Source organism: Synechococcus sp. Minos11, from assembly GCF_014279855.1.
Taxonomy (GTDB): Bacteria; Cyanobacteriota; Cyanobacteriia; order PCC-6307; family Cyanobiaceae; genus RCC307.
Window position 1 is genome coordinate 817775 of sequence record NZ_CP047953.1, and the last position, 15987, is coordinate 833761.

Here is a 15987-nt window from a genome sequence, read left to right on the forward strand (position 1 = left end):
ATGGATCTTGAAGCCAGCATGACCAAGTCGCTGGAAGCCACCCAGCGAAACTTCAACACCATTCGCACCGGCCGGGCCAATACCTCCCTGCTCGACAAGGTGATGGTGGAGTACTACGGCGCCGATACGCCCCTGAAATCCCTGGCCACGATTTCAGCGCCCGATTCCCAAACGATCCAGATCCAACCCTTTGACATGGGCTCGATGGCCTTGATCGAGAAGGCGATCGGCATGAGTGATCTGGGCCTGACCCCCAACAACGACGGCAAGTTGATTCGCATCAACATTCCTCCCCTCACCGAGGAACGCCGCAAGGAGCTCTGCAAGATCGCTTCCAAATATGCCGAAGAGGGCAAGGTGGCCCTGCGCAATGTGCGCCGCGATGCGATCGATCAGATCAAAAAACGCGAAAAAGATGGTGAGCTCTCGGAAGATCTCAGCCGTGATGAGCAGGACAAGGTTCAAAAGGTGACCGACAAGTTCATCGCCGATTTGGAGAAACTGCTGGCTGATAAAGAAGCCGACATCCTCAAGGTGTGAGTTTCGATGTTGCTGTGGTGGGTGCTGGTGCCGCCGGGGCGGCAACGGCCTACCAACTCGCCCTGCGTGGACGCTCGGTTGTCTTGATCGATGAGCGCCCCTTGCCGCGCTCCAAACCCTGTGGAGGAGGCATGGCTGCCTCTGTTCAGCAATGGTTTCCTTGCGACCTCACGCCGGCGGTGGATCGGGTGATTGATCGGGTGCGATTCACCTGGTGTTTGGAGGATCCGGTGATTGCCGATCTTCCCGGTGAATCCCCGTTTTGGATCGTGCGCCGTGATGTGCTCGATGGCTACTTAGCTGATCAGGCTGCTGCCGCTGGCGCGGAACGCTTGGAGGGCCAAGCTGTCACCGAAGTCAGCCGCCATGGCGATGGCTGGGAGCTGTGTATTGGCGAGCAGCGCCTACAGGCCCGGGCGCTGGTGTTGGCCCATGGCTCCCGCGGTGATCTGGTGAACCAGTTGGGGGTGGCTGATCCCAATCCCCGTTTGGCCGCGGCCTTAGCCCTGGAGGTGGAGGGGCCGGTGGATGAACCGCAAACGGCTCGGTTTGAGTTTGGCTTGGTCAAACACGGCTTCTGCTGGTGCTTTCCCCGCAGTGGCGGCTACAGCGTTGGCATTGGCACGTTTCTGGGTCGCACCGTGGCCGACTACGACCAGGTGCTCACCGCTTTGCTGCCCAGCCTGGGCCTGGATCCCCAGGCAGGGGAGCGCCGTCATTGGCCGCTGCGGGTTTGGAATGGCCACCACCCACTGCACCGCGACGGTGTCGTGGCGGTTGGCGATGCGGCCTCGCTGGCGGATCCCTTCTTGGCGGAGGGGTTGCGCCCGGCTCTGCTCTCGGCCTTGCGCGCGGCGGAAGCTTTGGATGCTTATCTCTCTGGAGAGCAGCAGGCCTTGGCTGGCTACACCCGCACCATGCGCAGCGAGTGGGGCGAATCGATGAGCTGGGGCCGCCGCATTGGTCAAGTGTTTTATCGCTTCCCCAAGGTCGGCTACCAGCTGGGGATCAAACGGCCCACGGCGCCGCAGCGCATTGCTCAGATCTTGAGTGGTGAGATGGGCTATGGCGACATTGCTCAGCGGGTGATCCGCCGGTTGGGCGGCGGCTTGTTGGGGGCGGGACGTTGATTCCGCTTCTTGCCCCTTGCCCATTGGAGGCTGGATGGGAGTTGATCTGGCAGCAGAGCTTGCCCAACCCAGCCGCTGATCAGCGCTTGGGTGGTTTCTCTGGGATGGCGCTCGATTGGCCGCGGCGGCGCCTGTGGCTGCTTAGCGATGCCAAGCGCACCCACAGCCTTGAGCTGCGCTGGGATGGAACCGTGCGCCAGCCCTTGCTATCGGCGCAGGCTCCCCAGCCGTTGCAGGGGCAAGGCCGCCAGAAGCTGGATGGTGAAGCGCTGGTGCGCACACCCGGGGGTAGTCCGCAGCGGTTTTGGATGGCCAGTGAAGCCCGTAACCCCCAAAAGCGACCAGCCTCCCTGTTGGAGCTGAAGCTGCTCAGCTCCGGTGGCTTTGCCATCCAGCAGCAATGGCCGTTGCCCGTCGAGTGGCAACCACAGCAGGGTCAAGGCATGCGCCGCAACAAAGGGCCCGAGGCCCTGGTTGCCTTGCCGGGGCTGCGGTTTGTGCTCGCAGCGGAGGCTCCATTGCAACAGGATTCATCGCGCCAATTGCGCCTGCTGCTGGCTAAGCAGCAGGGCCAGCAGATGCAATTCACCCCCCTGGGAACACCGCTGCTGGTCAGTGCGCCTTTAGAAGCCCAGCCCCATTGGGGGCTCACCGCATTGCTGCCTGCTCAGGCTGGAGAGCAGCCACCACTACTGGCCCTATGGCGTGGGTACGCCGAGCCCAATAAATGGTGGAACCGGCTCAGCTTGCTGCCAGCGGTTCCTCTCGATCAGAAGCCAGAGCGAGCTGTGGCTCCAGTGATGCGCTGGGATCTGCGCGATGTTGGCTTAGAGCCCGACAACTGGGAGGCGTTAACCGCTGGACCGCAACTGGAGGATGGACGTCCCACCTTGCTGCTGACCAGCGATGACAACTTCAGCCCCTTCCAGCAGAACCGCTTGGCTCTGCTGGCACCCCTGCAACCTGAAGCTTGCGCCTCAGCGGACAGCCGCTAGGGCTGCGCCAAGACCGGCGCGCACATCTTCGGGATGGAGCTTGCCATCGTGGTCGCGATCGAGGGCATCGAAGACGGCATCGCTACCGAGCCATTCCTCGCGGCAGATGCAGCCGTCGCCATCGAGATCGTTGAGCAGAAAGATCTCTTGGGCTGCATGGGCGAATGCGGCACCACCTTCCAGCACGGCAAGGCGATGGGCCAGCTGGGCTTCGAGGGTTTCGATGGCTTTGGTGAAGCCCTGGATGCCTTCGGCCAGCTTTTCGTGGGCCATGCGGTCTTCGGCCATCATCTGCTCGAAGCGCTGGGCATCGATGCTGAGCTTGTCCAGCTCGCTACTGGGGTTGCTGCCATCCAGCTTGCGCACCAAGGTGCCCTCTTGCTTGCGCAGCTGATCAAGCAGTTTGGGGGAGATGGTCAGCAGGTCGCAGCCGGCCAGCTCGATGATCTCGTCGAGGTTGCGGAAGCTGGCACCCATCACCTCAGTGGAGTAGCCGTGCTTTTTGAAGTAGTTGAAGATCTTGGTGACCGACACCACACCGGGATCTTCTGGGCCTGGATAGCTATCGCGGCCGGTGTCCTTCTTGAACCAGTCGAGGATCCTGCCAACAAAGGGTGAGATCAAGGTCACCTTGGCTTCGGCGCAGGCCGCGGCTTGGGCGAAACCAAACAGCAGGGTCAAGTTGCAATGAATGCCTTCACGTTCCAGCTGTTCAGCAGCTTTGATGCCCTCCCAGGTGGAGGCGATTTTGATCAGGACATGGTCATTGCTGATGCCAGCGTCGTTGTAGAGCCCAATCAGCTTGTGGGCCTTGGCGATGGTGGCTTCCGTGTCGTAGCTCAGGCGAGCATCCACTTCGGTCGACACGCGGCCCGGCACGATTTTGAGAATCTCTTTGCCGAAGGTCACGCAGATTTCATCGAGCGCCTCGGCGACCACCTGCTCAGCAGGGGCGGTGGGGCCGATCAGGGCGCGTGAGGCCTTCAGGGTCTCATCAATCAGGTTTTGGTAGGCCGGTATCTGGGCGGCGGCCAGGATCAACGAGGGGTTGGTGGTGGCGTCCCTCGGAGTGAACGTCTTGATGGCCTCAAGGTCGCCGGTATCGGCTACCACGACGGTCATGCTGGAGAGCTGCTCAAGCAAACTGGCCATGGCAGGGGCTTGCGGATGACGTCAACGTAGCCATCAAAGAAGCGGTCAGATCAAGTTGTCTTTAAGGCTTTAGTAACTGCTTTTGAGGGCGGAATCTGCTCGATCACCAGCAGAGCTTCAATGATGCTGCGGGCCACCGGCGCCGCCACGGTTGAGCCATAAACATGCTCCCCTTGAGGCTCGTCTACCACCACCAGCACCACAAAGCGGGGATCTTCAACGGGTAGGTGGGCCACAAAGCTGGTGATCAGGGCGCCTGGGATGTAAACCCCGTTGGCGGCTTTTTGGGCAGTACCGGTCTTGCCGCCAATGCGGTAGCCCGGAATACGCGCCACCTGGCCACTGCCCTCTTCCACCACGCTCTCCATCCAAGCCAGCACCTGTTGGCTGACGGCTGGATCCAGCAATTGCCGTCCGCTGAGGCGGCTGGAGTCAGACAGCTCGGTGCCGCTGCGCAGGCCGCGGGTGATGTGGGGGCTGACCAAACGGCCGCCATTGGAGAGCATCCCGTGCAGTTGCAGCAGCTTCAGCGGTGTCAGGGCTAGGCCCTGGCCAAAGGAGGCCGTGGCCGGTTCGATCGCATTGGCCGTGAAGGTGTCCAGCGACTTGAGTTGGCCGCTGACGGCACCTGGCAGATCGGTGTCAGGCGCGTTGTTGAGCTCAAGTTTGTTGAGCCATTGCCAGTAGTTGCGGCTATCCATCCGCTGCATGGCCTGAACCATGCCGACATTGCTGGAGACCTGCAAAACCTTGGCCAGATCAATGCGGCCGTGAGCTTTTTTGTCGTGGTTGTGGATGGGCCAGCCGCTGATCGTGAGGGAGCCCTTGTCGTCGATGGTGCTGGTGCTGGTGAGCGCTTTGGCTTGCAGCGCGATAGCCAGGTTGATGGGCTTGAAGGTGGAGCCGGGCTCATAGAGATCCTGCACAGCCCATTCGCGAAACAAGCCGGGCTTGAACTTCCAAAACCGGTTGGGGTCATAGGTGGGCACCGAGGCCAACGCCAAAAGCTCGCCGTTTCGGGCATCCATCACCAGGGCAGCGCCTCGTTTGGCATTCCATTTCTCGACTTGACGCAGCAACTCCAGCTGGGCAACCCGTTGCAGGCGGGTGTCGAGGGTGAGCTGCAGCCGCAGGTCATCGCGATGCATGCTGCCGGCGCCGATGCCATCGGGGAGGGGGGTGCCATCACCGCTGCGGCGGATGCCGAGCTTCAGCTCTTGGCTGCGCAACTTGTCATCCAGGCTCAGTTCAAGCCCGGCCTGCGGAGAGCGCTCCAGGTTGAGGAAACCGAGCACATTGGCGAAGAGGTCGCCTTGGGGATAGATCCTCTGCGGTCCATGCTCGAAATCAATGCCATCGATGTTGAGCGCTTTGAGCCGTGCTGCTGTGGATGGCTCCAGGTTGCTCGCCAGCCGCACGCCTGAGCGGTGCTGGCCCATGCGCTGGCTGAGGCTGCTTGCACTCACGCCCAGGATTGGAGCCAGCTTTTCAGCCACCTCGCGCGGGCTGCGCCGTTGCTCTGGATCATCGCCAGGCCAGCGGAAGTAGCGGGGGTGGGCCCAGACCGTCACCCGCTCTTCATCAATGGCCAGAAGCCGGCCTTGTCGATCCACAATCGTGCGGCGGCGACCCAGCGGATTGCGGCGTTCGGTTTGGGCTTGGCGAGCGCGGCTTTCGAGTTGTTCGCCAGCCACCAGCTGCAACCAAGCCAGCCGCATGCCCAGTCCGCCCAGGGCGCTGCAAAGCAACACCACCACCGTGATCAAGCGACTGGAGGGCACAGGGTGGAGTTTCAGGACCCGCCCCCTGCGTTTGCGACTAGCCACGCGCGTTTGAGACACCCTCAGTAACCAGCCGCGATCCAGTTGAGCTTCAGGCCCGGCGATGGTTTGACCGATGCGCTGGCCGCAGGTGGTGGGCTGGGCAGGAACACCAGATCTTGACTGCTGGTGGCCACCAGAGCTCCTGGACGTTTGGCGCTACGCAGGTAGTGCTGCTCCAGGGCTGATTGGCTTTCCATCAGCCGGTGTTCAAGCGCTTGGGCCCGTTGCAGCTGGCGGAAATCACCGCCCCAGCGCCCTTGCCAGTGCAGGGTGAGGCCAGCCATGGCCAGGGCCGCAACGCCGGTGGCCAACAAGGCGCCATCAGTGATGCGATGGAGGTTGGCCAGCCATGGCGCTTGGCGCGCCATCCGATGCGTTGAGAGCGCCCCTTGCAGCAGTTCCAGTGAACGCTTTTGGCGCTGAACTTTGCGTTGCGCCACTTGGCTGCGCCTTGAGCCACTGACCCTTCGTCGTTCTGGAAGGGGAACAGCCACCATCGAGCGCACCAGGCCGTAATGCGCCAGTCAACCACCTGGATTTGGGCCAGGCAAGGCTCAACTGCCCAGTAGCACCAGGTTGAAAAAGGTGAGTCCGTTCCAGAGGCCGTGCATCACCACCGTGCTCAGCAGGCGGCCACTGCTCCAGCGCAACCAACCCAGCCCAATGCCCAGGGCCAGCAGTGGTGGGGCTTCGCTGAGGCTGAGGTGGGCCAGGGCAAACACCAAGGCGCTGACACCGATGCCGGCGGCAATGCCCCAACGGGCGCCCACAACCGGCAGCAACACCCCGCGAAACAGCAACTCCTCAAACAGAGGAGCCAGCACGGTGGCGGTGAAGGCCAGCATCAGCAAAGCCAAGCTGCTGCGGCCATTGAGCACCTCCTCCAGCAAGGGATTGCTGCCCCCTGCATTGGGCCAAAAGCGCTCCACCAACCAGCCGCTGAGGGCAACGATCGGCAAGCTCATCAATAGTCCTCGCCCGGCTTGCGGCCAGTTCAGCCAGCTCGCTCGCCATTGCAGGCAGCGGGATTCGCCGGCGGGTAGGCCGCGCAGCAACAGGGCCAGCACCACCACCGCCGGCAGGGCTGAAAGGGTGTAGAGGATCAAGACCTCGGTGGCGGCGCGCAGGGCTGGGGTCAGGCTCAACGGCGCCAGCAGGCCGCCAAGAGCTGGTAGGGCCAGCAGGGGTGTCACCACCCCGCCGAGCACAACAAAGCCGCCAGCAATTATCAGCACCACCTCGGTGAGATTCAGCTCCGGACCGCGCAGCGGTGGCGGCGGGTTGCCGTGGCCGCGCCAGGACTGCCAGATCAGCTGCAGCAGCAGCACGATTCCGAACAGCACACCGGAGAGGGGCAGCAGGTTCAGCAAGCTCAGCCGCCATTGGGCTTGCTCAATCACGTTGCCCGCCACACAGTCCTGACTGGGCCGGCCCAGGGCATCGCAGGTCAACAGCCGGTAGAGGGGGCGTTGCGGCAGCGGCGGCAGAACCTCGGCTTGTTGTTCAGGCTCAAGCAAGGCTGCGGCGAGGGGCTGCAGATCGGCAGGGCCGCTTTGCAGCACCGTCCCGAGATGACGGCGTGATGGCTCGTTTTGCTCGAGGCGCTGCTCCAGCAAGGCCTGAGCGATCAGGCTGTCGCTACTGCCGGCCTCGGGGCTTTGTTGCAGGGCTTGCAGCAATTTTGCTTCGGCTGCTTTGGAGGAATCGCCCTGTCGGCTGGCGAGCACTTCCAGCTCCAGCTGACGTTGCTCCAGGGCATTGCCCACGGAGGGGCGCTCGACGCTTTGCGCCAAGGACACACCCCAGATCAAGGCGGCGATCGCAAAGCTCAGCAAAGCCAGCAAGGTCAGCCATGGGGTCGATCGCCTGGTTGATTCCTTGCTTGGCACCGGGGCTCAGTCACTGCAAGGCATTGTCACCGGTGAGCGCAAGGTTGGTGCGTACGATGCGCCCCGAACTGAGTCAGGGCCCTTGGCGACGCGGATCTTGCTGGTGCGGCACGGCCTCAGCAGCTTCAACTTGGAGGGCCGAATTCAAGGCCGGGAAGATGCCTCCAAGTTGAGCGATCCAGGCATGGAGCAGGCCCGTCAGGTGGGCCGTGCCCTGCGCGATATTCCCCTCACCGCGGCGTTTTGTTCGCCACTGCAGCGCGCCCAGTTCACTGCTGAGCTCGCCCTGCAGGAGCAAGGCCAAGGCCTCAAGGCCACCAGCACCGATCAGTTGCTGGAGATCGACCTCACCCCTTGGAGTGGCCTGGCCCGTGCAGAGGTGGCCCAAAAAGATCCGCAGCAGGAGTTGAACTGGCGCCAAGCACCTGCCGAATTGCAACTGCAGCGCGCCGATGGCAGCTCCTATTACCCGGTGCGGGAACTGCGGCAGCAGGCCGAAGCGTTTTGGCAGGAGTTGCAGCAACGCTTCCCCGCCGAGGAAGATCACAGCGTGTTGGTGGTGGCCCATAACGGCATCCTGCGTTGCCTGTTATTGGCGGCCCTTGGCCTGCCTGCTGAGCACTTCAATCGCTACCGCATCAACAATGCCTCGCTCTCGGTGCTCAACCTGCGTCCAGGCGGACAGGTGCAGATTGAGTCGCTGAACACGATTTCCCATCTCGGTGAGGCCTTGCCCAAGCGCAGCTCTGGTCCGCGTGTGCTGCTGGTGCGCCATGGCGAAACCAATTGGAACCGGCAAGGGCGCTTTCAAGGCCAGATCGATATCCCCCTCAATGAGCAGGGCCACGCCCAGGCCCATGCGGCCGGTGAGTTCCTGAAGACGGTGGCTCTCGATCGCGCCTACACCAGCTCCATGTCGCGTCCGCGTCAGACCGCTGAGGCGATTTTGAAATTGCAGGGTGCTTCAGTACCGATGACCAGCTGCCCGGGTCTGGTGGAGATCGGCCATGGCGCTTGGGAAGGATGCCTGGAGGAGGAAATTCGCGCCGGCTGGCCTGATCTGTTAGCCGCCTGGCAGAGCCTTCCCCACACCGTGGAAATGCCCGGCGAGGGAGGCGAAACGATTCAGCAGGTGTGGGATCGCTCGGTGCAGGCCTTTGCGCGAATCGTTGCTGGCCTCGGCGATGGAGAAACGGCGCTGGTGGTGGCCCACGATGCGGTGAATAAAACGATCCTTTGCCATCTGCTCGGTCTTGGCCCCGCCGACATCTGGGCGGTCAAGCAGGGCAACGGTGGGGTCAGCGTGATCGATTACGGCGCTGGGGCTCAAGGAGATGCCGTAGTGGCCAGCCTCAACCTCACCAGCCATCTTGGAGGCGTGTTGGATCGCACGGCGGCCGGGGCTCTTTGAAACGTCTTCTGCGGGGAGTGCAGCTGCTGGAGGGGCCAGGCGTTCCCTTGCAGCGCACCTCTGCTCTGTTGGAAGGCCAATCGCTCCTGGCTTGGGGTGAGGCGGCAGAGGCTGGGGTTGATGGCGCCACCCAGTGCAGGGATGCCCCGCCTGCAGCGCTGTTGGCGCCGGTGTTGGTTGATCCCCATAGCCATCTCCTCGATCCCTTCAGCGGCCGGGCGGAGACGTTGGAGTCCCTGGCGGCTGAAGCGGCGGCTGCCGGCTACGGGAGTGTTGCCTTGTTGCCGGAGGCCAGCGAATGGCGCGACCGTCCAGAAGCGCTGCAATTGCGTTGGCCTGAGCCGCTGCAGTTGCTGCTGTGGGGGGCGATCAGCGCTGCTGGCTCGGGACGCCATCTCGCTCCTCTAGCGGATTTGCACCAGGCCGGAGCCGTTGGTTTCTGTGATGGCGAGTCGATCCCGCCGTTAGCCCTGCTGGAGCGGGTGCTGCTGTTGGGTGATGCCGATGATCTGCCCCTGCTGGTGGCACCGAGGGATCCATCGTTGGCGCAATCGGGCCTGGTGCGCGAAGGAGTCGACACCTTGCGCCTCGGCTGGCCCCCCGAGCCGTTGGCCAGTGAGTTGATGCCATTGCAGAGCTTGTTGGCTTTGGCTAGGCGTGCTCCTCAATTACGGCTGCTCAACCTCTCCACAGCCCAGGCCGTGGAGCAACTGCGTCAGCACCCGGCTCGGCCCAAGGCCAGTGTGTGTTGGTGGCATCTGCTGCAGGATCACAGCACCTTGGATCCCTTAGCCCCTGGCTGGACGATCACGCCGGTGTTGGGCTCGGCAACCGATCGACTGGCCTTGCGCGCCGGCTTGCGCGACGGGGTGGTGCAGGCGGTGTCGGTGCACCACAGCCCCATCGACCGGGAAGAGCAGATGCTGCCGCTGGATCAGCGCAGGCCCGGTGTGTCGGGGTATCAGCCGGTGCTGCCGGCGTTGTGGCAGGCGTTGGTGGCTGGTGATGGCTGGCAGCCCAGCGAGCTCTGGCAAGCCCTGAGCTGGGGACCCTCGGCCTTTCTTGGGCAAGAGCCGGAATCACTGCAACTCGGCAGTCAGCGCTGGCTGCTGTTTGACCCAGAGCAGGCCCATCAACCGCGCGCCGGCAGCTTGGCCGCCAATGGACCGTTGTCAGCCCAGGCGCTTAAGGGGCAGCTGTTGGCTTCGGGGTTGTTGCCGGTGGAGCAGTGGTCGTTGGATCAGGGCTGACCAAGGAGCCCACGCTGCTCAACGGCCAGAAGCGGAAGAAGGCGCGGCCAATGATTTGGTTGTCAGGGACGAAATGGGTGCCGGGCCAAAAACGACCATCCCAGCTGTTGGCCCGGTTGTCACCGAGCACGAGAACGGATTTGGGCGGCACCACAGCTCGCAGCGGCCGGCAACCCTGGCCATTTCCAGTGGGGCAGTAGCGGTTGACGTAAGGCTCTTTGACAGCTTTTCCATTGATCTTGAGATGGCCGCTGGGGTCCACTTCCACCTTGTCTCCCGGGATGGCAACCACCCGCTTGATGAAGGCTTCGCAGGCTGGCTTTTGCACGCCGGGAATGCCACCAATGATCGGCAAGGTGGCGATGAAACAGCGCAGCGGGCTGACGGAGTAGTCCTGCTTCAGGGCTGGATCGAAGGATTGGGGTGCTCGAAACACTACGATTTCGCCCCGTTTGGGCGGACGGGTGCGGTAGGTGAGTTTTTCCACTAGCAGCCTGTCTTGCAGCTGCAGGCCCGGGAGCATCGAGCCGGACGGGATGTAGCGCGCCTCGATGATGAAATGACGGACCCCGAGGGCCACGGCCAGGGTGACCACCAAGCTGCGCCAGAACCCCCAACTGTTGGCCGATGTCGTGCGTTTTTTGGCCCCGTTCAAAGCTGCTGGTGGTGGTTCAAGCGGACTTACCCTAGGGGCAAATCTCAGCCCGGAATAAAAGAGCGCATCCGCCTGGCTTCTTCGCCAGCTTGGGCTTGAAGCTCGGCGTCGCTGCGCTCGCTATCGGCCCGAGCTTGCGCCTCAAAGACATCCTGCTCAGACAATTGAAAGCCTGCCCCTTTGGCGAGCCGCAGGAAATCCTCCAAGCTCAGGGGCTGCCGTAGGGCATCGGCCAGCTCAGGCAGGGCGCGAGCGTGCACTAAGAAAGCGTCGAGTTGTTGGAGAGCCATATCCGCTGCCGGGATCAGCGGCGGCCGATGGGGAGCAGAGCTTTGAGGGCGCCCACCAAGCTGTTCGAGCCTTTGCCAACGGCGTCGTTGGGCTTGGTGCGCACGGTGACGTCACCGTTGACGCTGGTGCGGCAGCTCAGCCGGTAGGTGGCTGGACGGTCTGCGAGATAGACCTCTTCAACGTCGGAGCGTGGGGAGAGGTTCTCCATGCCTTCCACAACTTCCATCACGCAGGTGCCGCACTGGCCGACGCCGCCGCAGTTGTTGAGGTTGTTCAGACCTTGATAAGGATTCACCCCTGCATCGAGAGCTGCCTTGCGCAGATTGGCTCCTTCGATGCAACCGACCTGCTGGCCTTCCTGCTCAAAACGGATGGTGGGCACGGCGGTCGGGGTTATGGGCGCCGACCAACTTAACCGCCTAACGGGTGGGAATTGCGGATTGGGGTCCGAAATGATGTGCTGCCTAACATGAGTCCATGGAGCTTTCCAGTCGTCAGGCGGACCTTGATGCCCTCGCGCGGCAGCAAATCCCTGGCTATTCGAGCCTGGCCAGGCTGTCGGTCTCGCTGTTGGCGGGCTATCCCTCGCTGCAGCCTTCGGGTTCCCAGGTGTTGGTGGTGGGATGCGGCACCGGCGCGGAGTTGCGTGAAGCCCAGGGCCTACGCCCGGATTGGGCCCTGACGGGGGTTGACCCTGCGGCCTCATTGCTCGATGAAGCCCGTCGCCGCTTGGGGGCTGCGGCTCAGCAGGTTCGCTGGGTGGACAGTCGCGTCGAAGATCTTCCTGGTGAGGCCAGTTATGGCGCTGCTATTGCTGTGTTGGTGCTGCAAGAGCTGCCCGACGATGGAGCCAAGCTGGCGTTTTTAAGCGCCTTGGCCCGTTTGCTGCAGCCCGGCGCTCCGCTGGTGTTGGTGGATGTGTTGGCGGGCTTTGGTGGCATGGCGAGCGGCACGACTCAGCAGTTTCAGGCTGCCTTGAAGCGATTTCAGGGTGATGCCAATGCCCAAGCGGTGACACCAGCGACTCCGTTGCATCTCATTGGTGAAGCCCGCCGCTCTGCACTGCTGGCAGCGGCTGGCTTTAGTGATCCTCTGCGCTTTTATCAGGCGCTTCAGGTGGAGGGAGTGGTGGTTCAGAAGCGGCCGTGATGCAGCGTTTGATGTGCTCAAACACCGGTAAGCCTTCAATCCAGCCCTGAATTTCCGTCATGCGGCCATCCAAGCCGCGGTGGGTGCGGAAGAACTCGGCAATATCTTCGAGCTGCTGAGCAGAAATCTGCCCCAGGTTGCTCATCCGATCGAGATGGGGATCGTTGGCCGGCACGCAAAGGATCTTGGCGTCGAAGCGCCCGTTATCAATCACTTCCAACATCCCGATGGGTCGCGTCAAGATCAGGCACCCCGGAAAGGTGGGCTCTTCCATCACCACCATGGCGTCGAGCGGTGAGCCGTCGTCCGCCAGGGTGTTGGGAACAAAGCCGTAATCAAAGGGGTATTGCACTGAGGGATGGAGCACCCGGTCGAGCCCCATCAGTCCCGGTGCCGGCAGGTATTCGTATTTGTTGCGCCCACCCGCTGGGACTTCAACCACCACGTGGAGCAAGCCGATGCTCGGCTGCGCGGGAATGGCACTCAAGTCCATCGCGGCTCGAAGTCAGGATTGACGAAAAAGGGATCCTGTCCAGCTTGGCGTTGGTGCTGGGTTGATTGGCAACACCGAATCAGCCAACACCACACTCAGGGGCAATAGGAGTGCGGCAAGACCGATGGCGAGGCCGGTGAGTTGATCAACGGGACGAATTCCTCGACTGTGAGGGTCGTCAGAGCTGTTGCCTGTCTCGGTGCCAGTGTCGCTGGGCGACTGAATCAGGGCAGGGGTCATGGAGACAAAACGGGAACAACCCGCTCAACGCAAAGTTGAGGCACAGCTGGCAGGAAGCCCGCAGGGGTCGTCCTTATCATGCCACCGCTAGAGAAATCTGTCGTCAGGCCGCTGAACGCTTTCTCTCGGAAGCTGACAGGCGAGCGCTGAGATCGGCTGCAGGCTCGACGCCGGAGGAGGCGAGCAGGCCACGGATCTCCCGGAGCTCATCAAGGATGGTGCTCAGCAGCTGCTGAGTAGCGGAATAGGGGGAATTAAGAACTTCAACCGTGACTTCTTTGATGCGGAGTACATCACGAGCGAAGCGTGCCACCTCATTTGGGTGAAACATCAGCGGATCTTTTTGATCGCTTCTGTACTCAGGATTGAGCTTTCTAGGATTAAACGGAGGGTTGAGATTGCGAGGGTCAGTATTTGTGTAGCGGTATACAGATGCACGAGAACGGTTCAGCGCGCGCTGAACTTCATCAATACCGATTAAGCCCTCAGCGCTTTCGCCGGAAGGGGTTACAGGTGCCTCGGATTCAGTTCCGGCATATCCCGCAGGAGGCATAGCAACCATGAGACGGCGATTGGACGAGCTGGAATGGGCAGACCCTAGCAGATGTTTTCCTCTGAGGCATAAATAATTCTCAGCCTGTGGAGGTTAGTGAATCGTCCCCATGAGACTCAATTTACTTTCTTCGTCTTCAATGCCTCGGTGATAGGTTCCGCCACCTGTTCTGCTGCAAGCGATGCGCGTCTCCGCCCTGTTGTTGGTGACGCTGCGCGATGACCCGGCAGAAGCGGAGATTCCCTCCCACAAACTGCTGTTGCGTGGCGGCTATATCCGCCGTGTGGCCTCTGGGATTTACGCCTATCTGCCTTTGATGTGGCGCGTGCTGCGCAAGGTCTCGGCGATCGTTCGCCAGGAAATGGATGCCGCCGGTGCCCTCGAAACTCTGCTGCCCCAGCTGCAACCCGCTGAGCTGTGGCAGCGCAGTGGTCGTTGGTCGGGCTACACCGCTGGGGAAGGAATCATGTTTCACCTGCAGGACCGCCAGGACCGGGAGCTGGGGCTTGGCCCCACCCACGAAGAGGTGATCACAGCGCTGGCTGCCGACCTGCTGCGCTCATACCGCCAGCTGCCCGTCAACCTCTATCAGATCCAAACGAAATTCAGAGATGAAATCCGCCCGCGCTTCGGCTTGATGCGTGGCCGCGAATTCATCATGAAAGATGCCTATTCCTTCCATGCCAGCGCTGAAGATCTCGGCCGCGGCTATGCCGCCATGGATCAGGCCTATCGCCGCATCTTTTCCCGCTGCGGTCTCCAGGCTGTGGCCGTTCAAGCCGACAGCGGTGCCATCGGTGGTTCCGCTAGCCAGGAGTTCATGGTCACCGCTGAAGCCGGTGAAGACCTCATTCTCAGCAGTGCCGATGGCTCCTATGCGGCCAACCAAGAGCGGGCTGAATCCCTGCCGGCTGAGCCGGTGCCCCTGCAGAGCGCGACAGCCGCGGAGCTGGACACCCCCGGGCAAACCAGCATTGATGCCTTGGTGGAGGCCCAGGGCTGGCACGCCTCTCAGTTGGTCAAGGTGATCCTGTTGGTGGCGCGCTTTGAGCAAGGTCGCCAGCAGGCCCTGCTGGTCTCTCTGCGCGGTGATCAACAGCTCAATGAAGTGAAGCTGGCCAATTGGCTGAATCAGCATCATGGCCAGGCTTGGGGTGCTCTCTTAGGCATTGAGCCGTTGGAGGCCAAGCATTTGGCCGCTGAAAACGTGCCTGCCTTTGGCTACCTCGGCCCTGATCTCAGTGATGCGGTGTTGCAGGGCAGCAAAAAATTGGAGAGCAGCTTTTTGCGTTTGGGCGATCCAACGGCCCTGGATTTGCCCCTGTTCATTTGCGGAGCCAACCGCTCCGATGCCCATCGCATCGCAGCCAATTGGAGCGAGCCCGGCATGGCCAGCCCTCAGCGCGTCGAGCTGCGCGCCGCGCTGCCCGGTGATCGCTGTTGCCATGACCCCAGCCAACAGCTGCAGGCCCGCCGCGGCATTGAAGTGGGCCATATCTTTCAGCTGGGGCTCAAGTACTCCGACGCCCTCGGCGCCACGTTTGCCAACGAGCAGGGGCAAGACGCCCCCCTCTGGATGGGTTGCTACGGCATTGGTGTGTCGCGCTTGGCCCAAGCCGCCGTTGAGCAGCACCATGACTCCGCCGGCATGGTGTGGCCTGTGCCCATCGCACCGTTTGAAGTGGTGATCGTGATCGCCAGCAGCAAAGAAGCGCAGCAGGTGGAGTTGGCCGAAGACCTTTATGGGCAGTTGCAGCAGGCTGGCGTCGATGTGCTGCTCGATGACCGCAACGAGCGGGCCGGCGTGAAATTCAAAGACGCCGAACTCATCGGCATTCCTTGGCGCCTGGTGGTGGGACGCGGTGCTGCCAATGGCCAGGTGGAGCTGGTGGAGCGCTGCAGTGGCGAGAAGCAGGAGGGTCCCCACCAAGACTTGATGGCTCAGTTGCTGCAGACCCTGGATCAACAACGTCAGGGGTTGTGATGAGACGCTCTTTGGCTGCTGCTGCTGCCCTCGCGGCTGTGCTGGTGGGGTGCCGTGCCGCTCCCCCGGTGCCTCCGATGACCGCCGAGCGACGGTTGGAGATCGGCCCTACTGAGAACGAGCTAACACTCCCCGGCGGCGTGCGTCAGCTGAGCATCCCTGTGCGGCTGGAGCGCTCCCCCAGCGAAGCCATGACCTTGGTGGTGGAGCTGCAATGCGATGACCAGCAACCGCAAAACAGCGTGGTCAGCCTGACCCGCATTCGCCAACGTGATGCCTTGCTCGGACTGAACCGCCGCGCCCCCTCCTTGGAGCGCAGTTGGTCGGGCCAGGATCGCGATTTGCCGCCCGCCTGGACGCAACAGCTGCTGGTCAAGCACTGCCGCGCCGCCCTGCCGCCGGCTTGGAACACCCCTTAAAGTCCTGCTCAAT

General features: G+C 62.3%; 18 protein-coding genes. 8 read left to right on the top strand and 10 right to left on the bottom strand.

Features of this window, described 5'->3' with window-relative positions:
• Genes frr through SynMINOS11_RS04450 form a run of 3 tightly spaced genes read left to right on the top strand, consistent with a single transcriptional unit; the run spans position 1 to position 2665 of the window.
• On the top strand, positions 1-540 hold the full coding sequence (frr, locus tag SynMINOS11_RS04440) for a ribosome recycling factor (protein WP_186550085.1): 540 nt from the start codon (positions 1-3) through the stop codon (positions 538-540).
• Positions 537-1670, top strand: coding sequence for an NAD(P)/FAD-dependent oxidoreductase (locus tag SynMINOS11_RS04445; RefSeq protein ID WP_186550087.1), 1134 nt, complete (start codon positions 537-539; stop codon positions 1668-1670). The genes frr and SynMINOS11_RS04445 overlap by 4 nt, the downstream gene beginning before the upstream one ends.
• Positions 1667-2665, top strand: coding sequence for an esterase-like activity of phytase family protein (locus tag SynMINOS11_RS04450; RefSeq protein ID WP_186550089.1), 999 nt, complete (start codon positions 1667-1669; stop codon positions 2663-2665). Before SynMINOS11_RS04445 ends, SynMINOS11_RS04450 begins: the two co-directional genes overlap by 4 nt.
• On the opposite strand, the gene SynMINOS11_RS04455 is transcribed toward SynMINOS11_RS04450, so the two are convergent.
• The 4 genes from SynMINOS11_RS04455 to SynMINOS11_RS04470 are packed head-to-tail and all read right to left on the bottom strand — an operon-like array spanning position 2648 to position 7484.
• Positions 2648-3817: a transaldolase gene (locus tag SynMINOS11_RS04455; protein WP_011935280.1), complete on the bottom strand. Its 1170-nt coding sequence runs from the start codon at positions 3815-3817 to the stop codon at positions 2648-2650. The two genes, SynMINOS11_RS04450 and SynMINOS11_RS04455, sit on opposite strands and share 18 nt — an antisense overlap.
• 50 nt (positions 3818-3867) lie before the next feature.
• Positions 3868-5658, bottom strand: a complete 1791-nt coding sequence (locus SynMINOS11_RS04460) for a peptidoglycan D,D-transpeptidase FtsI family protein (protein ID WP_186550091.1) — start codon at positions 5656-5658, stop codon at positions 3868-3870.
• 2 nt (positions 5659-5660) lie between these two features.
• Positions 5661-6134: a hypothetical protein gene (locus SynMINOS11_RS04465; protein ID WP_186550093.1), complete on the bottom strand. Its 474-nt coding sequence runs from the start codon at positions 6132-6134 to the stop codon at positions 5661-5663.
• A 60-nt stretch (positions 6135-6194) separates the two neighbouring features.
• On the bottom strand, positions 6195-7484 hold the full coding sequence (locus SynMINOS11_RS04470; protein ID WP_255445490.1) for a CPBP family intramembrane glutamic endopeptidase: 1290 nt from the start codon (positions 7482-7484) through the stop codon (positions 6195-6197).
• 127 nt (positions 7485-7611) lie between these two features.
• Here SynMINOS11_RS04470 and SynMINOS11_RS04475 point away from each other — a divergent pair, with 127 nt between their 5' ends.
• Together SynMINOS11_RS04475 and SynMINOS11_RS04480 are read left to right on the top strand one after the other, a co-directional pair.
• Entirely contained in the window at positions 7612-8940 is a 1329-nt protein-coding gene (locus SynMINOS11_RS04475; protein ID WP_186550095.1) for a histidine phosphatase family protein, read from the top strand.
• The gene (locus SynMINOS11_RS04480) at positions 8937-10190 is read left to right on the top strand and encodes a dihydroorotase (RefSeq protein WP_186550097.1); all 1254 of its coding nucleotides are present in this window, start codon (positions 8937-8939) and stop codon (positions 10188-10190) included. The genes SynMINOS11_RS04475 and SynMINOS11_RS04480 overlap by 4 nt, the downstream gene beginning before the upstream one ends.
• Here the strand turns inward: SynMINOS11_RS04480 and lepB are convergent.
• From lepB to SynMINOS11_RS04495, 3 genes are read right to left on the bottom strand one after another with little or no spacing between them, the layout of a single operon-like run.
• The gene (gene lepB, locus SynMINOS11_RS04485) at positions 10126-10845 is read right to left on the bottom strand and encodes a signal peptidase I (protein WP_255445491.1); all 720 of its coding nucleotides are present in this window, start codon (positions 10843-10845) and stop codon (positions 10126-10128) included. The two genes, SynMINOS11_RS04480 and lepB, sit on opposite strands and share 65 nt — an antisense overlap.
• 44 nt (positions 10846-10889) lie before the next feature.
• A complete protein-coding gene (locus tag SynMINOS11_RS04490; RefSeq protein WP_186550099.1) occupies positions 10890-11135 on the bottom strand; it encodes a Nif11-like leader peptide family RiPP precursor in 246 nt (81 codons plus the stop codon).
• Positions 11136-11149: 14 nt separating this feature from the next.
• On the bottom strand, positions 11150-11518 hold the full coding sequence (locus SynMINOS11_RS04495; RefSeq protein WP_011935288.1) for a 2Fe-2S iron-sulfur cluster-binding protein: 369 nt from the start codon (positions 11516-11518) through the stop codon (positions 11150-11152).
• Between the two features lie 95 nt (positions 11519-11613).
• Between SynMINOS11_RS04495 and SynMINOS11_RS04500 the strand changes: the two genes are divergently transcribed.
• Positions 11614-12285 carry a class I SAM-dependent methyltransferase gene (locus SynMINOS11_RS04500; protein WP_186550101.1) on the top strand — a complete coding sequence of 224 codons (672 nt, stop codon included), beginning with the start codon at positions 11614-11616 and terminating at the stop codon, positions 12283-12285.
• Here the strand turns inward: SynMINOS11_RS04500 and SynMINOS11_RS04505 are convergent.
• The 3 genes from SynMINOS11_RS04505 to SynMINOS11_RS04515 all read right to left on the bottom strand — a co-directional run bounded on the left by SynMINOS11_RS04505 (position 12218) and on the right by SynMINOS11_RS04515 (position 13580).
• Positions 12218-12778 carry an inorganic diphosphatase gene (locus SynMINOS11_RS04505; RefSeq protein ID WP_186550103.1) on the bottom strand — a complete coding sequence of 187 codons (561 nt, stop codon included), beginning with the start codon at positions 12776-12778 and terminating at the stop codon, positions 12218-12220. The genes SynMINOS11_RS04500 and SynMINOS11_RS04505 overlap by 68 nt on opposite strands.
• A gap of 12 nt (positions 12779-12790) precedes the next feature.
• Entirely contained in the window at positions 12791-13018 is a 228-nt protein-coding gene (locus tag SynMINOS11_RS04510) for a hypothetical protein (RefSeq protein WP_186550105.1), read from the bottom strand.
• Between the two features lie 103 nt (positions 13019-13121).
• Complete coding sequence (locus SynMINOS11_RS04515; protein WP_186550107.1) at positions 13122-13580, bottom strand: hypothetical protein; 459 nt, start codon at positions 13578-13580, stop codon at positions 13122-13124.
• 172 nt (positions 13581-13752) lie between these two features.
• Between SynMINOS11_RS04515 and SynMINOS11_RS04520 the strand changes: the two genes are divergently transcribed.
• The gene (locus SynMINOS11_RS04520; RefSeq protein WP_186550109.1) at positions 13753-15555 is read left to right on the top strand and encodes a proline--tRNA ligase; all 1803 of its coding nucleotides are present in this window, start codon (positions 13753-13755) and stop codon (positions 15553-15555) included.
• Positions 15555-15974, top strand: a complete 420-nt coding sequence (locus SynMINOS11_RS04525; protein WP_186550111.1) for a hypothetical protein — start codon at positions 15555-15557, stop codon at positions 15972-15974. Before SynMINOS11_RS04520 ends, SynMINOS11_RS04525 begins: the two co-directional genes overlap by 1 nt.
• Positions 15975-15987: the final 13 nt, after the last annotated feature.

Bases quoted from the DNA above. Each gene is read 5' to 3' on its own strand.
- SynMINOS11_RS04510 (WP_186550105.1), bottom strand. From the start codon at position 13,018: ATGACCCCTGCCCTGATTCAGTCGCCCAGCGACACTGGCACCGAGACA.
- SynMINOS11_RS04500 (WP_186550101.1), top strand. From the start codon at position 11,614: ATGGAGCTTTCCAGTCGTCAGGCGGACCTTGATGCCCTCGCGCGGCAG.
- SynMINOS11_RS04455 (WP_011935280.1), bottom strand. From the start codon at position 3,817: ATGGCCAGTTTGCTTGAGCAGCTCTCCAGCATGACCGTCGTGGTAGCC.
- SynMINOS11_RS04520 (WP_186550109.1), top strand. From the start codon at position 13,753: ATGCGCGTCTCCGCCCTGTTGTTGGTGACGCTGCGCGATGACCCGGCA.
- SynMINOS11_RS04505 (WP_186550103.1), bottom strand. From the start codon at position 12,778: ATGGACTTGAGTGCCATTCCCGCGCAGCCGAGCATCGGCTTGCTCCAC.
- SynMINOS11_RS04525 (WP_186550111.1), top strand. From the start codon at position 15,555: ATGAGACGCTCTTTGGCTGCTGCTGCTGCCCTCGCGGCTGTGCTGGTG.
- SynMINOS11_RS04515 (WP_186550107.1), bottom strand. From the start codon at position 13,580: ATGGTTGCTATGCCTCCTGCGGGATATGCCGGAACTGAATCCGAGGCA.
- frr (WP_186550085.1), top strand. From the start codon at position 1: ATGGATCTTGAAGCCAGCATGACCAAGTCGCTGGAAGCCACCCAGCGA.
- SynMINOS11_RS04490 (WP_186550099.1), bottom strand. From the start codon at position 11,135: ATGGCTCTCCAACAACTCGACGCTTTCTTAGTGCACGCTCGCGCCCTG.